This window comes from Sulfuricella sp. T08 (assembly GCF_000971475.1).
In the GTDB taxonomy this organism is placed as follows: Bacteria; Pseudomonadota; Gammaproteobacteria; order Burkholderiales; family Sulfuricellaceae; genus Sulfuricella.
On the sequence record NZ_DF967585.1, the window covers coordinates 110,574 to 130,978 of the forward strand.

Below are 20,405 nucleotides of genomic sequence, written 5' to 3' on the forward strand. Positions count from 1 at the left end.
TAGATGGAGACAAGTCATGAGCGACATCATCCAGCAGTACCGGATCGAAAATGAACCCTACTACCGCCCCGTCTCGGACGAGGTGGAACTGTACGAAGCCGCCTATAGTGTGCGCATGCCGATGATGCTGAAAGGCCCGACCGGCTGCGGCAAGACCCGCTTCGTCGAACACATGGCCTGGAAGCTGGGCAAGCCTCTGATCACCGTGGCCTGCAACGAAGACATGACCGCCTCCGACCTGGTCGGCCGCTTCCTGCTCGACGCCAGCGGCACCCGCTGGCAGGACGGCCCGCTCGCCCTCGCCGCCCGCTACGGCGCGATCTGCTACCTGGACGAAGTGGTGGAGGCGCGTCAGGACACCACCGTGGTGATTCACCCGCTGACCGACAACCGCCGCGTGTTGCCGCTGGAAAAGAAGGGTGAACTGGTCCATGCCCATCCCGATTTCCAATTGGTGATTTCCTACAACCCCGGCTATCAGAGCCTGATGAAGGATCTCAAGCAGTCCACCAAGCAGCGTTTCGGCGGCCTCGACTTCAACTATCCAGAGCACGCCATAGAAACCGAGATCGTCGCCCATGAAACCGGCGTCAATGCGGAAGTGGCCGGCAAACTGGTTTCCATCGCCGAACGCGCCCGCAACCTCAAGGGGCATGGTCTGGACGAAGGCATCTCGACGCGCATGCTGATTTACGCCGGCAGCCTCATCGCCACTGGTGTTGACCCGGTCAAAGCCTGTCGCGTGGCGCTGGTGCGCCCGATCACCGACGATCCCGACATGCGCGATGCGCTCGACGCGGCAGTAACGACATTTTTTTAGTAATGGGTAAATAGCGATGGGCAATGGGTAGAACCTAGCGGTTTTAACACATCACCCATTCTACATCACCCATCACAGGGCTTTACCATGGCTATCAATCTCGAAGACTATCAGGAACTGTTAGACTCGCTTTCACCGGCATTGCAGGAAAGCCTGCATTCCGCATGGCATGAAGCGGCCAAGGTGTTCAGCGCACGCGGCCTGGACAATTACCTCAAGGGTGCCGCCGCCCTGAAGACTCTGGGCAAGGGCGACGATCTGATCGCCACCTGGATCGACCATGCGCCGCTGGTGGCCAAAGAAATTGGCGAAGACGTTATTCCGGATCTGGTGCAAACCGCGCTGGAGCTGGCCTCCAAGACCTCGGGAGGGGTGATCGAGCTGGTTCTCAGCACTGCGCCCACGGCGGCCAACCGCCTCGGCGACGAAGTCCTGTTCCGCTCCTACCTGCAATTCATCAACACCCTGCTGTCCCAGGCGCCGCGCGGCGTGCGCCCGATGCTGGAAAACCTGGAGATGCTGTTCAGCCAGCTCACCCTGGGAGGTCTGCGCCGCTGGGCGCTGTGGGGTGCGCATACCCATCGCACCAATTACCCGGAGCAGGGTAACTATTTCAGCCTGCAATCCAGGGAATCCCTGGCCATGCTGCAGAAGGAGCGCAAGGGTACGCTGTTCATCGACGTGCAGCGCCGCATCAACATGTATCTGCGCGCCCTGTGGGCACGAGATTTCTTCATGAAACCCACTTCCGGCGATTTCGAGACGCGGGAAGGCTACCGGCCCTATGTGGAGGGTTATTTCATTCATCTGCCGGATGCCTATGATGATCACAGCATCGGTGAAACCAAGCTGCCAGGCCTGGAAATGTACCGCGCCGCCGCCGCCCATAGCGCCGCGCATATCGTCTATACCCGCGACCCGATCTCGGCCGAGGCGCTCAATCCCTGGCAGATGGCGGTGATCAGCGTGATCGAGGATGCCCGGGTGGAAACCCTGGCAGTACGCAAGTTCCCCGGACTCAAGCACCTGTGGGCACAGTTGCACACGATCGAATCCGGGCAGGGCAAGTCTGCCGGAGATTATCTCAACCGCCTGGCACGTGCCCTGCTGGATGATGGCTACCAGGACAACGACCCGTGGATCGCCCAAGGGCGTGTATTATTCAAGCAGGCTGCGGATCGCCTCGACACCAACCAGGTATCCTGGGACATTGGCGTGCAACTGGCGCATGAATTCATGAGCAAGCGCATTCCATTCAATCCCCGCAGCGACCTGCTCACCGCACTCTACCGCGATGACAACCGCTATTTCTGGGAATTCGAGGAATTCGATTTCGAAAAGGCCATGGCAGCCGGTTATGAAGCACCAAAGCAGGTGCGCAAGCACGTCAGCCTGATGGAATTCGCCAACGAAATCGACGTCGAGAACGCCGGCGACGATGCGGAAGAAATCTGGATGCTGGACACCGAGCTGTTCCCCTATGAAGACATGGGAAAATCCTTCAACGAACTGGAAGGCAAGGAACCCGTTTCCGAACCCTATCATTATTCCGAATGGGATTACCAGATTCAACTTGAGCGTCCGGCTTGGGCCACGGTGCTGGAAAAGCGCCCGAAAGCCGGCGATTTGCAGCTCATCGACGACATCACCTCCCAGCACAAGCGCACCATCGGCCGCCTGAAGTTCTTGCTCGACGCCCTGCAACCGCAGGGGGTGACACGCATCCGCAAGCTGGAAGACGGCGACGAGGTCGACGTCAACGCCGCCATCCGCGCCATGATCGACATCCGCATGGGGCAGCAGCCCGACCCGCGCATCATGATGCGTTCGGTGCGCAAGGTACGCGACATTTCGGTGATGGTGCTGCTGGACCTGTCGGAATCCACCAACGATAAAGTGAGCGGGCAAGATTACAGCGTGCTCGACTTGCAGCGCCAGGCCACGGTTTTGCTGGCGGACGCGATCAACAAGATCGGCGACCCCTTCGCGATTCACGGTTTTTGCTCGGATGGGCGCCACAACGTCGAATATTCCCGTTTCAAAGACTTCGATCAGGCTTATAATGACGAGCCAAAATCGCGACTGGCGGGAATGAGCGGACAGCTCTCCACGCGCATGGGCGCCGCGATCCGCCATGCCGGGCATTACCTGAAATTGCAGAAATCAGCCAAGAAGCTGCTGCTGGTGATTACCGACGGCGAACCGGCAGACGTGGACGTGCGCGACCCGCAATACTTGCGCTTTGACACCAAGAAGGCGGTAGAGGAAATGGCCCGTGGCGGCGTGACCACTTTCTGCATGTCGCTCGACCCGAGAGCGGATCAATATGTCTCCCGGATTTTCGGGGCCAAAAACTACATGGTGGTGGATCATGTGGAACGGTTGCCAGAAAAGCTCCCGCTGCTCTACGCTGGATTAACGCGGTAAATGTAATTATTGCTCTATCGAACTATTCAATTTGATGTGCTGGAGCTTTCAGTGATGGCTAACTTGCTCACGCAACTTAAGCCGCGATGCGGCGGCCGCAGCTAAAAGCTGCCGGTACTTTTTTGCAGGGCTTACACGATGACACAACAAACTTATGTCGGTATCGATCAGGACACCAACGCGGGCCTGACCCATCTCGGACGCATGGTGCGCGACGCCTGGGTATTCGGCATCCTGCCCGAAACGGAAACCTGCACGGGATGGGATTCTGCGCGCATGCAAAACCTGTACGAACAGGTTTATGCCGCCTGGGAACCCTATGCCCATCTGCCCAGCCGTCTGCCTGAAGAGTTGCGCGAGCGGCACACCCGGTTTTATGCCCAAGCCATCACGGCCGCCCGTGACGAGGGATGGGACCCGGAACTGGGCGAGGACGAATAAGGCTTACTTGCGCTCGGGCGCGGGAAACTTGATCACCCGCGCCGCGCCGTCAAAGCGCCCCTTTGCAGCCAAATCGTTCAGGGCGCGGGGCAGTTCAACTTGCAGGCGTTCCATGAGTTGCGCCGCATCGGGCTGGTAATAAACCGCCTGGTATGGAACCGGATCGTCGAGGGAGGCGCGCGTCTGGGGACGAAATTCCTGCCAGGCGATGTCGATCCAGCATTTGCGCTCGCCATCGAGGAACACGAATTCCTCCGCATCCAGAATCGCCAGGTACTGCATGGCGCGGATCGGGACGAACAGACAGCCGGAAGGACTGCGGGCGAGCAAGGTATGCGCCAGGTTGTAGGTTGCGGCTGGCAGAAAGCGGGGTTCGCGCGCTAGTTCAGTGTTGCGATAGCAGCTGATTTCCATGAGTGCTCCATGAGTATGGGCAAGTATGCAATAATTTCAGAACAAATTATCCCTGCTTTGCACGAGCTTGAGGAGATGAACGATGAAAAAACCGATCCAGGCATTCAACAAGTGGATGCTCTCGCTGGTGGAGCACATCGGCCTGCTGGTAATCGCCATTGCCACAGTGTACGCCATGGCAAGCGAAGTCATGGTCATGGTGCGGGCAGCGCAGGTAACCCTGGCCGACCTGCTGCTGTTATTCCTCTACCTGGAAGTGCTGGCGATGGTCGGGCTGTATTACGGGACAGGCAAGCTGCCAGTGCGCTTCCCCCTTTATATCGGCATGGTGGCGCTGGCGCGCTACCTGATCCTGGACATGAAGGCCATGGACGACTGGCGCATGCTCGCTGTGAGCGGCTCGATCCTGATGCTGACGGTGGCGGTACTGCTGATCCGTTTTGGCCATGTCCGCTATCCGTATCCGGGTGACGAGCCGGCTGCAGAGTTACACAACACTATTAAAAACTGAGACTTACGGAACCTTGCCATGACTACACCCATGTATCAATCCAGCATCGAAAGCCTGCCCCTGCTCAACCGCGGCAAGGTGCGCGACATCTACGCCGTAGACGACAAGCACCTGCTGATTGTCACCACCGACCGCCTTTCCGCCTTCGACGTCATCCTCCCTACGCCGATTCCCGGCAAAGGCGAGGTGCTGACCAAAATCTCCGATTTCTGGTTTTCCAGACTCGGCCACATCATCCCCAACCAGCTTACCGGCATCGCGCCTGAAAGTGTGGTGGCGGACAATGAAAAGGACCAGGTGGCAGGGCGGGCGATCGTGGTGAAAAAACTCAAGCCTCTGCCGATCGAGGCCATCGTGCGCGGCTACCTGGTCGGCTCGGGCTGGAAGGAGTACAAGGCAAGCCGTAGCGTCTGTGGCATTCCCCTGCCTGCGGACCTGCGTGAAGCCGACAGGCTGCCGCAGCCGCTGTTCACCCCCTCCACCAAGGCGGAAGAAGGTGCCCACGACGAGAACATCAGCTTCGAGAAGACGGAAGAACTGCTCGGCAAGGCACTGGCCGCGCAGGTGCGAGACGCCACCATCGCCTTGTACCAGGCAGCGGCGGAGTATGCGCTCAGCAAAGGCATCATCATTGCCGATACCAAATTCGAGTTCGGACTGGATGGCGCGGGCAAGCTGCATTTGATCGACGAGGCGCTGACGCCGGACTCCTCCCGTTTCTGGCCGGCTGACCAATACCAACCCGGTTCCAATCCACCCAGCTTCGACAAGCAGTACGTGCGCGACTGGCTGGAAAGCAGCGGCTGGAACAAGCAAGCCCCGGCTCCCGAACTTCCGCCCGACGTGGCCGTCAAAACCGGCGAGAAATACCGTGAGGCATTGAAGCGCCTGACGGATGCCAACCCATGAGCCATATCGAAAAATTGGTTGACGGCTTCAAACGCTTCCGCAGCAACAATTATGAAGAAAATCACAACCTCTTCGACCGCCTTACCAAGCAGGGCCAGTCGCCCAAGACGATCGTGGTGGGATGTTGCGATTCCAGGGTGGATCCCGCCATTGTCACCGACTGCGACCCTGGCGATTTATTCATCATTCGCAACGTGGCCAACCTGGTGCCGCCGTTCGAGACCAGCGGCAACTATCATGGCACCAGCGCAGCGCTGGAGTTCGGGGTGCGAAATCTGGAAGTGGAAAACATTATCGTGCTGGGACATGCCCACTGTGGCGGCATCCGGGCATTGCTGAACGAGACACCCGGCGCTGAACCTCAGGAAGGGTTTGTGACCAACTGGATGAGAGTTGCCGCCAATGCGCGCAACCGTGTCCTGTCCCGGATGCATGGTGAATCACAGGAATACCAGCAGCGCGCCTGCGAGCAGGAGGCCATTCTGGTTTCCCTGGATAATTTACTGACTTTTCCCTGGATACTGAAGCGCGTCGCCCAGAAGAAACTGGTGTTGCATGGCTGGTATTTTGATCTGGAGCATGGTGAATTGCTCCACTACAACTCGGACAGCAAACGCTTTGAAGCCTTTTCCTGACACAAATACCCTGAAACGCATTTGGAGAATTTAGCATGCAGAAATCACGCAATGCAAAAAAGCCGCCTACCGGTGTTAGCGGCAAAACGTTGGTCGGGATTGTCACCGGCAGCCCCAATGACCTGCCCACCGTAGTCAAGGTGCGCGACACCCTGACCGAACTGGGTATCCCCAGCGAAATCGTGGTGGCTTCCGCCCACCGCACCCCGGATAAGGTGCTGGCTTACCTCAAGCGCGCCCATGAGGAAGACGTACAGGTGCTGATCGGCTGCGCCGGCGTGGCCGCCCATCTGGCCGGTGTAATCGCCGGCCACACCCGCCTGCCGGTGATCGGCCTGCCGCTCTCGGGCGGAATCATGTCCGGCCTGGACGCCCTGCTCTCTACAGTGCAGATGCCGCCGGGCGTGCCCGTTGCCACGGTGGCGGTGGATGGCGCCAAGAATGCCGCCATGCTGGCCGCCCGGATCCTGGCGCTGAAATTCCCGGAAATAAATCAAGCACTGGAAGATGCGGCCAAGAAGGAACGCGCACGCTACGACCAGACCGCGGATGAAGCACTGGCAAAACTGACGACAAAATAAGGAAACCACCATGCCCCTGGTCCACTCCGCCGACATGCTCAACCACGCCTACCGCCACAATTACGCGGTCGGGGCGTTCGGGGTGGTTAACCTGGATTTTCTGGAAGGGGTCATGCAGGCTGCGGAGAACTGCCGCGCTCCAGTCATCATCAACCTGATCGAAGCCCATTTCACTCATTACGATTTCGAACTGCTGATGCCCTCCGTCTTGACGGCGGCGCGGCGTGCCAAGATACCGGTGGCGATCCATCTCGACCACGGCATCAGCATCGAATCGGCCCAGCGCGGCATCCAGGCTGGCTGCAACGGGGTGATGGTGGATACCTCGCTGCTGCCCCTGGACGAGAATCTCAAGCTCACCCGGGAGGTCGTCGCCATGGCCCATTCCTGCGGTGTAGCGGTGGAGGGAGAACTGGGCTACGTGCCAGAAACCGCGGAAGAGGGCGTGGAAACCAATCCGGAAGGACTGGCCTATACCCTGCCGGCCGAAGCCAGGGCCATGGTGGAACGCACCGGCATTGACAGCCTGGCGGTATCGATCGGCACCGTGCATGGCCGCATGAAGGGCACCCCAAAACTGGATTTCACGCGGCTAGCCAAGGTCAGCGAGGCAGCCGGCATCCCGCTGGTAATCCACGGCGGCACCGGTCTTTCCGACGATCAGTGCAGAAAGTTGATCGCCTATGGCGTGGCCAAGATCAACTACTACACGGCACTGTCGGAAACCGCCGCCGAATACATCAAAACTCACGCCACCCCAGACAGGAAAAGCTATAAAGCCATCACCGGCGGCGTAAGGAGCGCCATCCGCGAAGAAGTGGAGCGCTGCATCCACGCCTGGGGTAGCAGCGGCCGCGCCGCGGAAGTGCTGGAGCAATGCCGGCCGTGGCGTGAAGTCGAGCACGTGGTGATGTACAATGCGCCTGAACCGCTATCCGCAAACGCCATCGATTTGATGACCCGCCAGGGTAGGGAAACCTTGGCCGCCATCCCCGGCGTGCGGCGCGTACTGGCGGGCACGGTCGCCAACGGTAACGGCAAGTATTGCTGGCTGGTCCGCCTCGCCAGCCCGGTAGTGATTGAGAGCTTTAACCAGCACCCCAAACAAGCCCAATTTGCCAAATACCTCTCCCAGCATGGCACCCTGGAGCGGGCTGCCCTCAATTTCGAGCTGCGCGAGTAAATCATCCCCATCACCTTGCGCGTGACTGCCAGACCGAGGCAAGGGCGTGCCGCAAGGCGGCTTTAATCTTGAAAGAACCATCATGTCCAGAATCCCCGGCGATGCCCAGTTGCGCGCCCGCGTAAAATTGTTCGGCAACATACTCGGCAACGTGCTGCGTCCCCTGCAGGACGGACGCGTACTGGATGCAGTGGAAGCCCTGCGCATAGGCTATATCGGCCTGCGAAAAAAAGATTCCCCACAGCGGCGGCAGCGCCTGGAGAAAATCATCGAATCCCTGGATGCGGAAACGCTCACCCATGTGGTGCGGGCATTCAGCATTTACTTCAGCCTGGTCAGCCTGGCCGAGGAATCCTTCCAGCACCAAACCCGCCGCGCCCAAGTGCAGCGTGGCGGTCCCTTGTGGCAGGGCTCTTTCGACGCCACCCTCAGGGAGTTCCATGATCAGGGCATCAGCGCCGCCGAACTCCAGGCCCTGCTCGACCAAGCTGCCTACATCCCGGTATTTACGGCGCACCCCACAGAAGCCAAGCGCCGCACCGTCATGGAACATCTGCGCCACATCTTTCTCGCCGCCGAGCAACTGGACGATCCGCGCCTCAGCAAGGAGCCGCGCCTTGAACTGATCGGGCAGCTGGAGCAGCAAATACAGACCTTGTGGAAGACCGATGAAGTGCGATCCCAGAAACCGCAGGTCCGGGACGAAATCAAGAACGGGCTGTACTACTTCCGCGAAAGTTTATTCAAGGCCGTGCCGGAAACCTACCGCTACCTGGAAAAGGCCATCCAGCGCACCTATGGGCCAGAGCTGGTGGAGGGCCAGCGTATCCGGGTGCCGAGCATTCTGCGCTTTGGTTCATGGATCGGCGGCGACCGTGACGGCAATCCCTTCGTCACGCCCGAAACCACCGTCCTCGCCCTGCGCTTGCAAAAGAGGGAAATCCTGCGCCATTACCTGCTTGAAATAAGAAATCTCAGCCACGTGCTGACGCACTCGAAACGCCTGTGCACAATCAGCGAATCGATGGCTGACAGCTTGGCGCAGGACGAGCAGAGTTTCACCGCTGCCTTCGGCGATTTCCCCCAGCATTTCAGCCAGGAACCCTACCGCCGCAAGCTTTACGTGATGCAGCACCGGCTACGCCACAACCTGAACGCGGTGGACGCCCATCTTGAAGGCCAGAGCGACACCCCGTTTACGGACGGCTATCAGTCAGAACAGGAATTCCTCGCCGATCTCTACCTGATCCGCGATTCGCTCCTCAGCCATGGCGACCACGGCGCCGCTCACGGCGAACTGCAGGACCTGATCCGCAAGGCGGAAACTTTTGGCTTTTACCTGGTGCACCTCGATATCCGTCAGGAATCGACCCGCCATAGCGAAGCCGTTGCCGAACTGCTGGCACAACAGCCGGGGCTGCCGGATTACAACGTACTGAACGAAACCGGCCGGCTCGAAATACTGGCTGACCTGATCGCCCGCACCCAGAACCTTGAAATTGACCGGAGCAGACTCAGCGACGCCACTCGCGAGACCTTCGAAGTGTTTGAAGTAATGGCACGCATGCGCCATGAAATCAGCCCCAGAGCCTTCGGCTCCTATGTTATCTCGATGACCCATGCCGCCAGCCACGTCATGGAAGTCATGCTCCTCGCCAGTCTGGCCGGGCTGGCCGGCTACAACGGTCGCGACTGGTTCTGCATGATCGGCATCTCCCCCCTGTTCGAGACCATAGTCGACCTGGAACATATCCAGCCGGTAATGACGGCGCTCCTCGACAACCCGACTTATGCGGCGCTGCTCCGCTGCTCCGGCAACCTGCAGGAAGTGATGCTGGGCTATTCCGACTCGGCCAAGGACGGCGGCATTCTGGCCTCGGCCTGGTCGCTCTACGACGCGCAGATCAAGATCACCGCCCTGGCTAAGTCACGCGGCATCCAATGCCGCCTGTTCCATGGACGCGGCGGCACGGTCGGACGCGGCGGCGGCCCGACCCATGAAGCCATCCTTTCCCAGCCTGAAGGCACCGTGCGCGGCCAGATCAAACTCACCGAACAGGGCGAGGTGCTGTCATTCAAATACAGCAACGCAGAAACCGCATCCTACGAATTATCGATGGGGATGACCGGCCTGCTCAAGGCGAGCACCAGCCTGATCCGCGAAGAGGCCAGGGATCGCCGGAATTACCTCGACATCATGGACAGGCTGGCGGAAGACGGCGAAGCGGCATTCCGCGGCCTGACCGACCAAACACCGGGCTTTATCGACTATTTCTACGAAGCCACGCCATTGACCGAAATCGGCCTGCTCAACATCGGCTCGCGCCCCTCCCATCGCAAGAAGGGCGACCGCTCCAAGGGGTCGGTACGGGCCATCGCCTGGATATTCAGCTGGGCCCAGTCGCGTCACACCATGCCAGCCTGGTTCGGCATCGGCACCGCGCTGCAGCACTGGCGCAGCAACGATCCGGAACGCCTCGCCACGCTGCAGCGCATGCATCAGGAATGGCCATTTTTCCGCGCACTGCTCAGTAACACCCAGATGGCCCTGTTCAAGGCCGACATGAACATTGCGGCCCGCTATGCGGAACTGGCCGAAAACCGGGAAACCGCCAATGCGATCTACCAGACGATCAGCGATGAATATTACCGTACCGTCGACCAGGTGCTGCGTATAGCAGATGCCACCAGCCTGATGCAGGAAACACCTGAGAGCGCTTTGTCGCTTGCTCGCCGCAACCCGTATCTGGATCCGCTTAACCATATCCAGGTCGTGCTGCTGAAACGCTACCGCGACGAAAACCTGCCACAATCGGAACGCGACAGCTGGCTCAGACCCCTGCTGCGCTCGATCAACGCCATTGCTGCCGGATTGCGAAACACCGGTTGATTTTAGGGATTTCAGAATAAAATTGGTGCACACCAATCCGCAGCTTTATTACTTTCGCCAGGACTGAATCATGCGCCTCAGCAAAATCACTACCCGCACCGGCGACGACGGCACCACCGGCCTTGCCGACGGCAGCCGCCTGTCCAAGGACAGCCCGCGCATCGAAGCCATCGGTGCGGTGGACGAACTCAATAGCCAGATCGGATTGCTGCTGACGGAGGAACTCCCGCTGGAGGTGCGAGACTGCCTCGCCGCCATCCAGCACGATTTGTTCGACCTGGGCGGCGAACTGGCGCTGCCGCAACGCCCCGCCATCACCGATACACAGGTGGCAAGGCTGGAAATGCTGACCGGGCAATTCAACGCCGACCTGTCCTCGCTCAAGGAATTCATCCTGCCCGGCGGCAGCCGCTCAGCAGCACTGTGCCATGTCGCCCGCACCATCTGCCGCCGCACCGAGTGCGCCTGCGTGCGGTTGAACCATGTGGAAACGCTAGCGCCCTTCCTGCTGCAATATCTCAACCGCCTGTCCGACCTGCTGTTCGTACTTGCCCGCGTCATCAACCGCGACGATGGGGTTGGCGAAACGCTGTGGCAGAAACGCTGACGATCCTCAGTAATATAACAAACAACCGGGCGCAAATTACCCATTTGACATACACGGCTTGGTGCTGTCTATAGTGACCGGGTAACTGCACCCCTGCGGTATCTGACTGCAAAGGGGCAATTGCCGAAATAATCTGGATGTAAAAACTTCAGAAAGTTAATTGAAAGATAATCAAGTCTGAACCTCTCACCCTCTGGCCGCCACCAGACTCAAATCAGGCTGCGACGGGACCGGCTCCATGTTCGGCGGGAAGCTGACCCGGTCGATTTCGTTGCCGTCCCCATTGCGGTAGATCAGTTCGCTGGTTTCAAAATTGAAATCGGGGTGGCGCGGATCTTTCCACTGGTCGAGAAAGTGCTTGTAAAAGGGCGCGAAAAACCCGCGCTGGGGGTTGTCATGCTGTAGCCCGAATACATACTCCGGCTGGGTCTTGACCTCGTGGCCGTCATGGCAGTACTGGACCCAGACATATTCGCCGGTCACCACCAGCTTCCAGAATGGCGGCTCTTCATAGAATTTGAGTTTGACCTTTTTTCCTGCGGCGGCAAGCTTGCGCAGATAGGCGATGCTCACCTCCGTTTCCTGGCGAAAGGCTTGGAGCATGGCCTCCGGGTCTTCCAGCGATTGGGCCCGGCTAGCGATACCTTTGCCATAGGGGTTTGCCAGCATCACACGAATTTCATACGCCAATTCCAGCGGCTTCTGCAACTCGCTGTTTTCCGAGCTGAAGGTGTCGCCGGTGATCGACATGATGTACACGTCACGCGCGCTGGCAATCTTCTTGCGCATATCCCGCTCCTTCCAGCGCGACATCCAGCCACGCCCCTCCCGTGCATACACAAGCGATGCGATCTTGTTCATGTGCATGCTGCGCCGTCCGTCCCAGGCGATCTTCGAGATGTTGAACAGCAGCACCAGCACCGTAGCAAAGCTGATTTCCGTGATCATCAGCAATTGCGAGTTGTCTTCTACCTTCGGCCACCAATAAAACAGGATGTATTTCGCCACCACCGGCAGGGAAAAAGCGATACCCACCGCCAGCAGAGTAATCAGCACATGGGAGAAGGCGTGATGGATGCCCTCGGTGAAGCTGTGAAAATGTTTGTTGTGGTCCACGATGCAACCTCCTTTTTGAAATAAGCGTGCCAGCCGAAAAACGGCGGCAACTTTGATCGGGAATAAGCGAGGGGGGAATGGGTTGAAGCGATCTCCCACGCACACCACCAATAGGTGTGGGGAAACTTGAGTAAATTGATTGTACTTTATACCGGACTCGGGCGCCGCGTTTGTTACGAAAAATTAATCCTGGTACTTTTGATCAAGGCCCCGCCGCACCTGCTCGATCTGCTCGCACATCTGCTGCGCACCCTGAAGGATGCGCGGGGTCTGACGCTGGATCAGGTCAGGATGGATGAAGAACACATGGCCCCGGCGCACTGCCGCGAGGCGTGGGTAGCGTCGCCAGCCTTCGAGCAGACCACGATCGCTATAGAGCGCACCGCTGGCGATGATCGCTTCGGGATCTTCCGCAAGCACGCTCTCCATCGCCACCGCCGGCGTCAGGCTGGAGACTCCGGCGAAAACATTCCTGCCGCCGCACAACCCGAGTACGTCGCTGATCAGATGTTCGCCATTGACCGTAATCAGCGGCTCATGCCAGATCTCGTAGAACACCCGCACTGGCCGCCGGCCGGCGTAGCGCCGCTTCAGTTCGGCCACGCCAGCGCGGAAATCTTCCGCCGCTACTGTGGCCGTCTGTTCCGTTCCTGCCAGCTTGCCGATGATTTCGAGCAGGCGCGGGATGTCGTCGAGACGACGAGGTTCGGTGAGGAAAAGCGGGATCCCCAGGCGTTCCAGCGTGGCAATATCAGCGGCGCTGTTACCGCTGTGCCAGCCGATGATCAGGTCCGGCCTCAGGGCGAGAAGGCGCTCGGCATCGGCCTTGCCGCCATCGCCAATATGCGGGATGAGTTTGGCGGCGGCGGGGTAATCGCTGAAGGAGGAAACGCCGACCAGTTTGTTTCCCGCACCGGCAGCGAAGACCAGCTCGGTGACATGGGGTGACAAGGCAACGATGCGCACGGCGGGCAGATTCATCACTACCGCCCTGCCGGCATCGTCGACCAGCTTGAGCGGGGAGGCAACGGCTGCAGTGGCTGCGAGGAGAAGCAGCAGGATTGCGCTAGGGTGCCAGCCTGCCATTATGGAAAATCAGGCTGGCAAAGGCATCAGCCCCTTCGCCCTCGACCGTATAGCGGCTGATCGCGGCATTACCCACCTGAATCCGGAACAGATGACTGAGCGGCATGGCCAGCGCCTGTGCCATGATCATGCGGATCACCCCGGCATGGGCCACTACCAGCACATGTCGGCCACGCTGCTCCTCGATGATCTGCCGCCATGCGGCGGACACGCGCACGGCGAAACCCTCAAGACCTTCCGCTCCCTGGGGCCGGTTGTTGAGCGGATCGCGGCGGTAGCGCAGCAACAGGTCGGGGTCGTGCGCAGTGAGTTCCGCCGGCGTCTTGCCTTCCCACTCGCCGTAGCCCAGTTCGGCCAGGCGCTCGTCTATACTGACGGGAATGTCCACCTTCCCGCCCAGTTCATGAGCGAACCGGGAGCAACGTAGCAGCGGCGAAGAAACGATCTGCTGCCAGCCTCGATAATCCCCCACTGCTGCCCACATCTGGTTCCAGCCCTTTTCGCTCAGGGGATCGTCGGTGCGGCCACGGTAGCGTCGACCGCCTACTGGCTCGCCATGGCGTATCAGGTCAATGATCGTCGATATCATGGAAAAAGGAGGACGCTAGCCACCGGCCCAACCGGCGAGGGTGAGTAGCAAAAGCAGCACCAGCCACAGCACCACCGTGCGCCATACCAGGCTGACGGCGCTATCCAGGTAGTCGGCATCTGCATCGTCACCCAGACCGAGCTCAGGTCGGAACTCAATGTTGCCGCCATAGCTCAGAGGTTCTCCCAGTTTGACACCCAAGGCGCCCGCGCCGCTTGCCAGCACGATGCCGATGCCCTGCTGCGCCCAGGCCGATGCCTGGGAGCGCCAGCAATATACGGCATCCTCAAAATCGCCGACCACCGCAAAGCTGATGGCGCTCAGGCGCAACGGCACCCAGTCCATCAGGTCAAAAGCCTGCGTGGAGAACTTGCCGAATTCCCCAAAATCGAGCTGGTCCAGGCCGCCCCATTTCTGGCTAAGCAGTTGGGAAAAGCGGTAGAGCACAGCGCCTGCAGGGCCGAGCACGACGAACCAGATAATGACGCCAAACAGATTTTTATGCGCGCAGCTCAGCGTTTGCTCGATACCCACGCGGGCGATTTCCGCAGATCCAAACTCGTCGGCCGGGCGTCCATGCCACTGGGAAAGCTGACGGCGCGCGTCGTCCAGATCGGCCACACGCAGTGCAGCCGCAACTCTCTCGGCTTGCCCACCCAACTGCTTCAGGCTTAATAGTGGATACAGCACAACTGCGCTAAACGCCCAGGCCAACAACGAGTTGAGGGTGTACAGTCCGCCATAAATGCCGCCGACCACTACCACCGGCAGCAACACCGCCAGTAGCCACGCCACCGTACCGTGCACATTCTCGCCGGCGTTGAAATGGCGCTCGAGATAATTCGCATAGCGGGTAAACAGCAAGTTAACCGGATTGCTTCCACCCAGCGGGCGGAAATGTTCGAGCAGCAAGGCGGCAATCAGGGAAAACAAACTCATAGGCGTTCTCAGATATCCATTTCAACAGTCAAAGTACTATTCTGGTAAATTTCCAGCGTCGGCAGCTTGAGCTTCATGCCTTGCTCATCCAGGTATTTCAGCAGCGCCGCATAGACCTTGCCAGCTGCCAGCCTGGGGTGCGCCCGCAGTTGTACAACGACCACTGGCCGGGCGGGAACATCCGCCAGCTTGAGCGGTTCGCCCACGCTGGCTCCGGCCTCCACCAGATAGCCGGTCTGCGCCTTCAGCATGGACTTTGCGGTGGTGCGCGGGTCATTCTGCATCAATGTTATCGCCGCACCGTGGGCGACCCCCTGAGCCTGCAAGGCCCGCAGCGCTTCCAGTTGCTTGTCGGGCAGCTTGACGTAATCGCCGCTGTGCTCCAGGTAGGCGTAATGATAAGGGCCGCGCACCAGATTTGTTTCAACCGTGGCGCTGGCAAAGCCTCCCACCCACCAGAAAATACCCACCAGCGGCGCAGCAAAAGCCAGCAGGAAATACAGCCAATTTTTCTTCAAGTCGAGATACCCCGTTAAGCACGTACAAAGCGCGAAAATACCATAATCCGGCGCGCTTGTCCCAACCTTACTGGCAGCGTGAAATGGTTAAGAACGATATGGCTTTTCAAAACCCTGCCGACATCTCCTAGCCTCGTGGCCCATTCGCCAAGTACGCCTCTCTGCTCACACCAAGAACTTTCCGGACATCCCAACCACTTGCCGGCATTGGAAATCCACGCGAAATCATCGTTGGAATATGATAGCATTCTGAGCAACGAACCGATAAATTCGCGGAATCTCCGCCGGAAAATCCATGCTGAAACACATCCTTGTTTGTATTGCCCTCACACCTGTCCTTGTGGGATGTTCGACGGGACAGTCCGGGGGCACGTCAGCACTACCCAGTTTCATCTCCAGTCCGAGCCCGAGAATCCCGTTCGTCGCGGCGCTTGGCGCCGGCGCCTACTACCTCTACAAGGACAACTGGACGCTGGAAGAAATCCAGGCTGGCGATGACAAATTCCGCATCACTCTGAAAAAGAACATGCTGCGGCATGATGGCGACTCTGAGGGAGACATGCTTTTCAAGCGCCGTGCCGGGGAAATTGTTGCTGAACTGGGTTACGACGGCTACCGTATCATGGAATACAACGAAGGCATCGAATCGGCCGCACTGGGACCACAACGGGTGGCGCATGGCATGATCCAGTGCTACAAAGGTGCCGCCGCCGCAAGATGACGTCCGTCTGGGACGCAGCGTGGTACACGCTCTCACCGATTTACCAGCCACTGCTGGAAGCAGCGCATAGCCTTGGAACTGCACGCGAAAGCTGGCCAGATCTCGACGACTATAACCGCCTGCTCCAATCAGCAGCCGTCCCCGTTCTCACCCACAGCGGCAAGCCGGTACACTGCGTACCCCAGGCCGACGACAACTACGAGCAAAGGACCTACCTGACCGGCGAAGTGCAGACCCGCAGCCATAACTGGCATGACCTGTTCAACACCCTGGTGTGGCGGGTTTTCCCCCGCACCAAGGCGGCCGTCAATCTGATGCATTACCGCACCAGCCAGGGAAAGCTGCAGCCCACAGTCGGCCGCGGCACTGCCCGCGACGTGCTGACCCTTTTCGACGAAAGCGGCGTGGTGATCGCCTGTGCGCAGGATGAACTGGGTAGAATGCTGAGACAGCATCAATGGAAATCGCTGTTCTGGCAGCGGCGCAGCGAAGTGTCCGTGAACATGAAATTTATTGTCTTTGGCCATTCCCTCTATGAAAAAGCGCTGCGCCCGTACATTGGCCTGACTGGCAAAGCCCTGATTCTGCCGGTAGCACCCGGCTTCCTCACGCTACCCCTTGCCCGCCAGTTGGCCGAGACCGATGCCATGATGGCCGAACATTTACTCGGCCCAGACTCTCTCCAGACCACATCTAGCCTCAGTCCGCTACCGTTGCTCGGCGTTCCCGACTGGTGGCCGGACAACAATCACGAAATTTTTTATGAAAACACCCGCTATTTCCGCCCGGCGCCTACCGGGAAAAACAGTGGATAAAGGCCTCCGTCCCTTTTTTCGCTTCACAACCTCAGAGTTCGCGGTTAAGCTTTCCAAATAACCAGAAATACCAAAACATTCGTAACGGAGCTCTTTGATGAAAAAAAGTATATTGCGCACTCTACTCCTGTCTTTCCTCGGTTTTGGCGTCTTGGTCGCGGCAGTTTTTCCTTTCTACGCCAACTTCTTCGTCAACTGGAAGCCAGGCATGCTGCCATGGTTCGTCGTCGGCTGCCTGATCGCTGGGCTGGCCATGGGCGTGGTGAACTACTTGCTGCTTAATACCATCCTGCTGAAACGGTTGCGGCGTATTTCCGAAGTGGCCAATGCCATCTCGAACAAGGATCTCACGCACAAATGCGCGATGCAGAGCGCCGACACCATCGGCGAGATCATTACCAGTTTCAACAACATGGCAACGAACCTGCGCGAGCTGATCAGCCAGACCGTGACTCTGAGCGGCAGTGTGCGGCACGACAGCGCCAGCATTAACGATTTCATGGCGGACATTAACGGCAACCTGAACGAGCAAACCGGCCGGACCGGAGAAATCAGCAGCGCTATAGATCGTCTTGCCAACACCGTCGACCAGATATCCAATAATTCCGCAGATGCAGCGGGCAAAGCGCGCGAAGCCACCGACCATGCACGCCAGGGTGGTGATGTGGTACAAAAAACCGTGCAGGGCATCGACAAGATCAGCCGGGCCGTCAACGAAGCGGCCAACGCCGTCGAAGAACTAGGGCGAAATTCCGACCAGATCGGCGCAATCGTGGCGGTTATCAACGAAATCGCTGGCCAGACCAATTTGCTCGCGCTCAACGCGGCGATCGAAGCTGCCCGTGCCGGCGAACAGGGGCGCGGCTTCGCGGTGGTGGCAGACGAGGTAAGGAAGCTTGCGGAAAAAACCAGCAGCGCCACGGCCGAAATCGGCGGGATGATACAGGCAATCCAGCAAAAAACCGGCGAAGCGGTCAGAACCATGAATGCGGGCACGGCGGATGTGAAGGAAGGCGTCGAGAATGCCCGCGAAGCCGGCAACTCGCTGCGCAAGATCGTCGAAAATGCCGAACAGCTTACCTCCATGGTGCAGGAGATCGCCAGCGCCACCCAGATACAGAAACAGGACGCTCACAATATTCGGCAGAACATCGCCGGCATAGGCGACCTGATCGAAAGCACCCTGAAAAACACTCGCGAAGGCACCGCCAAAGCCGAAAATCTCACCGCTCTGGCAGAAAGTCTGGACAACACGGTCAACGCATTCAAGCTCAATTAGGCATGGCGCGTAGCTTGGCCGCCGATGTCAGCGGCCGCGAAGTCTGGGCGTGGGCGATGTACGACTTCGCCAACTCCGGCTACACCACTGTCGTCATCACCGCTATTTTCAACGCCTATTTCGTTGCCGTCGTGGCCGGCAATCAACCGTGGGGCACTTTTGCCTGGACTGCAGCACTCGCCCTGTCTTATACCCTGATCATGCTGATGGCGCCGCTGGTAGGCGCCTATGCCGACCTGCACGCCGCCAAGAAGAAACTGCTGCTGATCAGCACAGCCGGCTGCGTGATTTTCACCGCCACACTCGCCTTGGTCGGGCCGGGCCAGATATGGCTTGCTATCCCGCTGATCGCGCTGTCCAATTTCTTTTACGGCAGCGGCGAAAACCTGATCGCCGCTTTCCTTCCCGAACTGGCACGCGGCCGTGCGCTTGGCAAGGTTTCCGGCTGGGGCTGGAGCCTCGGTTATCTGGGCGGACTGGTCAGCCTCGGAGCCTGTCTGGCCTATGTAAACTGGGCGGAAACACATGGCCGGCAGGCAGCGGATTTCGTCCCGGTCACCATGCTGATCACAGCGGCGCTATTCGCCCTGGCGAGCCTGCCTACCTTCCTGTTTCTCAAGGAAAGGGCCGTGCCGCAAACGCATGCCCAACACCACCTGATCCGCGAAGCCTATACCCGGCTCGGACAGACACTGCGCCATGCCGCCCGCTACCGCGACCTGCGTCGCTTCCTGATCTGCACCGTGTTCTACCAGGCAGGCATCCAGGCAGTAATCAGCCTCGCAGCGATCTACGCCCAGCAGGCCATGCATTTTTCCACCCGCGACACCATCCTGCTGGTCTTCGTGGTCAACATCACGGCCGCAGCCGGCGCCTTTCTGTTCGGCCACCTGCAAGACCGGATCGGACACATCCAGACCATCGCACTGACCCTGGTGCTGTGGATCGTCATGGTGCTGCTCGCCTGGGGCGCACAGGGCGCAGAAATGTTCTGGGTTGCCGCCAACCTCGCCGGCATTGCCATGGGTGCAAGCCAGTCGGCTGGGCGGGCGATGGTCGGGCTGCTGAGCCCGGCAAAACGGCGCGCAGAATTCTTCGGGCTGTGGGGACTGGCGGTAAAATTTTCCGCCATTCTCGGCCCGATCACCTACGGCCTGGCCAGTTGGCTATCCAAAGGTGACCATCGCCTGGCTATCCTGGTCACTGGCAGCTATTTTGTCGTGGGATTGCTGCTGCTGGGCGGGGTGGACGTGTTGAGGGGAAGGCGCGCGGCGTTGCGCGGTGGATAAGGCATTTCACCGCGGAGGACGCGGAGGAAGAACCAAACCAACAAGGGAGGAAAGGCAAAAAAGTGCCATGAAGAGTCATTGGCAGAGCAGAAAATCTCAACGAATGACTGTCTGCTCATGGTTGGAGCTGACATTCATCGATGTTTGGTCGTCCGGCAGGAACTGGGCCTAAGCGGGCGCACAAATGTTAGGCTCACGCCAACGATGCGCGATGCCGATAGACGACACCGTGTTGCCACTGGCGGTACTGAGGAGCATCAATAGCGTTACTTTAAGAACCCTTTTGCCTTCATACGATCACAAGCGTTGTTGTTAGCTTCAGACAGCTTTACACCTTGTTCCTTAGCTTGCACTTCCATTTTCTTATGATGTTTTTCTTGGTAGTCATTGCACTCGTCGTACGTTTTGACGCTTTGCATTATGCTACCGTGAACGCTTCGCTCCTCTGGCGACATCAGTTGCCAACCGAAGACATTATGCTGATTGAAGCCGTAATGCTCTCTGGTTCCCAGCTCTGAATCCATATAGGCTCCCACCCCCCCTATCCCCGATCCCGTTCCACCGCCCGTTCCACCGCCCATTCCACCGCCCATTCCACCGCCCATTCCACCGCCCATTCCACCGCCCATTCCACC

21 protein-coding genes are annotated in these 20,405 nt (G+C 59.0%); 14 read left to right on the forward strand and 7 right to left on the reverse strand.

The features are described from left to right. The first annotated feature begins 16 nt into the window (after positions 1–16). From SCT_RS15755 to SCT_RS15765, 3 genes are all read left to right on the forward strand, one after another. Positions 17–820 carry a CbbQ/NirQ/NorQ/GpvN family protein gene (locus SCT_RS15755; protein ID WP_059424902.1) on the forward strand — a complete coding sequence of 268 codons (804 nt, stop codon included), beginning with the start codon at positions 17–19 and terminating at the stop codon, positions 818–820. Positions 821–907: 87 nt separating this feature from the next. Next, positions 908–3,247 carry a nitric oxide reductase activation protein NorD gene (locus SCT_RS15760; protein ID WP_059424903.1) on the forward strand — a complete coding sequence of 780 codons (2,340 nt, stop codon included), beginning with the start codon at positions 908–910 and terminating at the stop codon, positions 3,245–3,247. Between the two features lie 138 nt (positions 3,248–3,385). Then, a complete protein-coding gene (locus SCT_RS15765) occupies positions 3,386–3,688 on the forward strand; it encodes a hypothetical protein (protein ID WP_059424905.1) in 303 nt (100 codons plus the stop codon). A 3-nt stretch (positions 3,689–3,691) separates the two neighbouring features. Here SCT_RS15765 and SCT_RS15770 read toward each other — a convergent pair whose 3' ends face one another. Further along, positions 3,692–4,102, reverse strand: coding sequence for a hypothetical protein (locus SCT_RS15770; protein ID WP_059424906.1), 411 nt, complete (start codon positions 4,100–4,102; stop codon positions 3,692–3,694). Positions 4,103–4,184: 82 nt separating this feature from the next. On the opposite strand from SCT_RS15770, the gene SCT_RS15775 reads away from it, so the two are divergent. From SCT_RS15775 to SCT_RS15805, 7 genes are all read left to right on the forward strand, one after another. Next, positions 4,185–4,613: a phosphate-starvation-inducible protein PsiE gene (locus SCT_RS15775; protein WP_059424909.1), complete on the forward strand. Its 429-nt coding sequence runs from the start codon at positions 4,185–4,187 to the stop codon at positions 4,611–4,613. An 18-nt stretch (positions 4,614–4,631) separates the two neighbouring features. Next, positions 4,632–5,522 carry a phosphoribosylaminoimidazolesuccinocarboxamide synthase gene (locus SCT_RS15780; RefSeq protein WP_059424912.1) on the forward strand — a complete coding sequence of 297 codons (891 nt, stop codon included), beginning with the start codon at positions 4,632–4,634 and terminating at the stop codon, positions 5,520–5,522. After that, positions 5,519–6,157, forward strand: coding sequence for a carbonic anhydrase (locus SCT_RS15785; protein ID WP_059424915.1), 639 nt, complete (start codon positions 5,519–5,521; stop codon positions 6,155–6,157). The genes SCT_RS15780 and SCT_RS15785 overlap by 4 nt, the downstream gene beginning before the upstream one ends. Before the next feature lie 35 nt (positions 6,158–6,192). Next, entirely contained in the window at positions 6,193–6,738 is a 546-nt protein-coding gene (purE, locus tag SCT_RS15790; protein ID WP_059424919.1) for a 5-(carboxyamino)imidazole ribonucleotide mutase, read from the forward strand. 10 nt (positions 6,739–6,748) lie between these two features. Continuing rightward, positions 6,749–7,921 carry a ketose-bisphosphate aldolase gene (locus SCT_RS15795; protein WP_059424920.1) on the forward strand — a complete coding sequence of 391 codons (1,173 nt, stop codon included), beginning with the start codon at positions 6,749–6,751 and terminating at the stop codon, positions 7,919–7,921. Between the two features lie 82 nt (positions 7,922–8,003). Further along, the gene (ppc, locus tag SCT_RS15800; protein WP_059424922.1) at positions 8,004–10,811 is read left to right on the forward strand and encodes a phosphoenolpyruvate carboxylase; all 2,808 of its coding nucleotides are present in this window, start codon (positions 8,004–8,006) and stop codon (positions 10,809–10,811) included. Between the two features lie 70 nt (positions 10,812–10,881). Beyond that, a complete protein-coding gene (locus SCT_RS15805; RefSeq protein ID WP_059424924.1) occupies positions 10,882–11,418 on the forward strand; it encodes a cob(I)yrinic acid a,c-diamide adenosyltransferase in 537 nt (178 codons plus the stop codon). 186 nt (positions 11,419–11,604) lie between these two features. Here the strand turns inward: SCT_RS15805 and SCT_RS15810 are convergent, their stop codons facing one another. The 5 genes from SCT_RS15810 to SCT_RS15830 all read right to left on the reverse strand — a co-directional run bounded on the left by SCT_RS15810 (position 11,605) and on the right by SCT_RS15830 (position 15,666). After that, complete coding sequence (locus SCT_RS15810; protein WP_059424926.1) at positions 11,605–12,534, reverse strand: hypothetical protein; 930 nt, start codon at positions 12,532–12,534, stop codon at positions 11,605–11,607. A gap of 183 nt (positions 12,535–12,717) precedes the next feature. Next, the gene (locus SCT_RS15815) at positions 12,718–13,620 is read right to left on the reverse strand and encodes a cobalamin-binding protein (RefSeq protein WP_059424927.1); all 903 of its coding nucleotides are present in this window, start codon (positions 13,618–13,620) and stop codon (positions 12,718–12,720) included. Then, entirely contained in the window at positions 13,601–14,209 is a 609-nt protein-coding gene (locus tag SCT_RS15820) for a histidine phosphatase family protein (RefSeq protein ID WP_082098392.1), read from the reverse strand. The genes SCT_RS15815 and SCT_RS15820 overlap by 20 nt, the downstream gene beginning before the upstream one ends. A 15-nt stretch (positions 14,210–14,224) precedes the next feature. Continuing rightward, a complete protein-coding gene (locus tag SCT_RS15825) occupies positions 14,225–15,148 on the reverse strand; it encodes a CobD/CbiB family protein (protein ID WP_059424929.1) in 924 nt (307 codons plus the stop codon). 8 nt (positions 15,149–15,156) lie between these two features. Continuing rightward, the gene (locus tag SCT_RS15830; RefSeq protein ID WP_059424931.1) at positions 15,157–15,666 is read right to left on the reverse strand and encodes a GyrI-like domain-containing protein; all 510 of its coding nucleotides are present in this window, start codon (positions 15,664–15,666) and stop codon (positions 15,157–15,159) included. Positions 15,667–15,961: 295 nt separating this feature from the next. On the opposite strand from SCT_RS15830, the gene SCT_RS15835 reads away from it, so the two are divergent. The 4 genes from SCT_RS15835 to SCT_RS15850 all read left to right on the forward strand — a co-directional run bounded on the left by SCT_RS15835 (position 15,962) and on the right by SCT_RS15850 (position 19,770). After that, a complete protein-coding gene (locus SCT_RS15835; RefSeq protein ID WP_059424933.1) occupies positions 15,962–16,387 on the forward strand; it encodes a hypothetical protein in 426 nt (141 codons plus the stop codon). After that, entirely contained in the window at positions 16,384–17,202 is an 819-nt protein-coding gene (locus SCT_RS15840; RefSeq protein WP_059424935.1) for a DUF3025 domain-containing protein, read from the forward strand. The genes SCT_RS15835 and SCT_RS15840 overlap by 4 nt, the downstream gene beginning before the upstream one ends. A 97-nt stretch (positions 17,203–17,299) precedes the next feature. After that, positions 17,300–18,481, forward strand: a complete 1,182-nt coding sequence (locus tag SCT_RS15845; RefSeq protein ID WP_059424937.1) for a methyl-accepting chemotaxis protein — start codon at positions 17,300–17,302, stop codon at positions 18,479–18,481. 2 nt (positions 18,482–18,483) lie between these two features. Then, the gene (locus SCT_RS15850; protein WP_059424940.1) at positions 18,484–19,770 is read left to right on the forward strand and encodes an MFS transporter; all 1,287 of its coding nucleotides are present in this window, start codon (positions 18,484–18,486) and stop codon (positions 19,768–19,770) included. A gap of 266 nt (positions 19,771–20,036) precedes the next feature. On the opposite strand, the gene SCT_RS17435 is transcribed toward SCT_RS15850, so the two are convergent. Then, positions 20,037–20,294 (reverse strand): hypothetical protein, encoded by a 258-nt coding sequence (locus SCT_RS17435; protein ID WP_189799686.1) that lies wholly within the window; start codon positions 20,292–20,294, stop codon positions 20,037–20,039. Positions 20,295–20,405: the final 111 nt, after the last annotated feature.

Excerpts from the sequence above, each read along its gene's own strand:
- SCT_RS15755 (WP_059424902.1), top strand. The coding sequence starts at position 17 with ATGAGCGACATCATCCAGCAGTACCGGATCGAAAATGAACCCTACTAC.
- SCT_RS15770 (WP_059424906.1), bottom strand. The coding sequence starts at position 4,102 with ATGGAAATCAGCTGCTATCGCAACACTGAACTAGCGCGCGAACCCCGC.
- SCT_RS15760 (WP_059424903.1), top strand. The coding sequence starts at position 908 with ATGGCTATCAATCTCGAAGACTATCAGGAACTGTTAGACTCGCTTTCA.
- SCT_RS17435 (WP_189799686.1), bottom strand. The coding sequence starts at position 20,294 with ATGGATTCAGAGCTGGGAACCAGAGAGCATTACGGCTTCAATCAGCAT.
- SCT_RS15835 (WP_059424933.1), top strand. The coding sequence starts at position 15,962 with ATGCTGAAACACATCCTTGTTTGTATTGCCCTCACACCTGTCCTTGTG.
- SCT_RS15775 (WP_059424909.1), top strand. The coding sequence starts at position 4,185 with ATGAAAAAACCGATCCAGGCATTCAACAAGTGGATGCTCTCGCTGGTG.
- SCT_RS15820 (WP_082098392.1), bottom strand. The coding sequence starts at position 14,209 with ATGATATCGACGATCATTGACCTGATACGCCATGGCGAGCCAGTAGGC.
- SCT_RS15815 (WP_059424927.1), bottom strand. The coding sequence starts at position 13,620 with ATGGCAGGCTGGCACCCTAGCGCAATCCTGCTGCTTCTCCTCGCAGCC.
- SCT_RS15845 (WP_059424937.1), top strand. The coding sequence starts at position 17,300 with ATGAAAAAAAGTATATTGCGCACTCTACTCCTGTCTTTCCTCGGTTTT.
- SCT_RS15850 (WP_059424940.1), top strand. The coding sequence starts at position 18,484 with ATGGCGCGTAGCTTGGCCGCCGATGTCAGCGGCCGCGAAGTCTGGGCG.
- SCT_RS15785 (WP_059424915.1), top strand. The coding sequence starts at position 5,519 with ATGAGCCATATCGAAAAATTGGTTGACGGCTTCAAACGCTTCCGCAGC.
- SCT_RS15825 (WP_059424929.1), bottom strand. The coding sequence starts at position 15,148 with ATGAGTTTGTTTTCCCTGATTGCCGCCTTGCTGCTCGAACATTTCCGC.
- SCT_RS15795 (WP_059424920.1), top strand. The coding sequence starts at position 6,749 with ATGCCCCTGGTCCACTCCGCCGACATGCTCAACCACGCCTACCGCCAC.
- ppc (WP_059424922.1), top strand. The coding sequence starts at position 8,004 with ATGTCCAGAATCCCCGGCGATGCCCAGTTGCGCGCCCGCGTAAAATTG.
- SCT_RS15805 (WP_059424924.1), top strand. The coding sequence starts at position 10,882 with ATGCGCCTCAGCAAAATCACTACCCGCACCGGCGACGACGGCACCACC.
- SCT_RS15840 (WP_059424935.1), top strand. The coding sequence starts at position 16,384 with ATGACGTCCGTCTGGGACGCAGCGTGGTACACGCTCTCACCGATTTAC.
- SCT_RS15780 (WP_059424912.1), top strand. The coding sequence starts at position 4,632 with ATGACTACACCCATGTATCAATCCAGCATCGAAAGCCTGCCCCTGCTC.
- purE (WP_059424919.1), top strand. The coding sequence starts at position 6,193 with ATGCAGAAATCACGCAATGCAAAAAAGCCGCCTACCGGTGTTAGCGGC.
- SCT_RS15765 (WP_059424905.1), top strand. The coding sequence starts at position 3,386 with ATGACACAACAAACTTATGTCGGTATCGATCAGGACACCAACGCGGGC.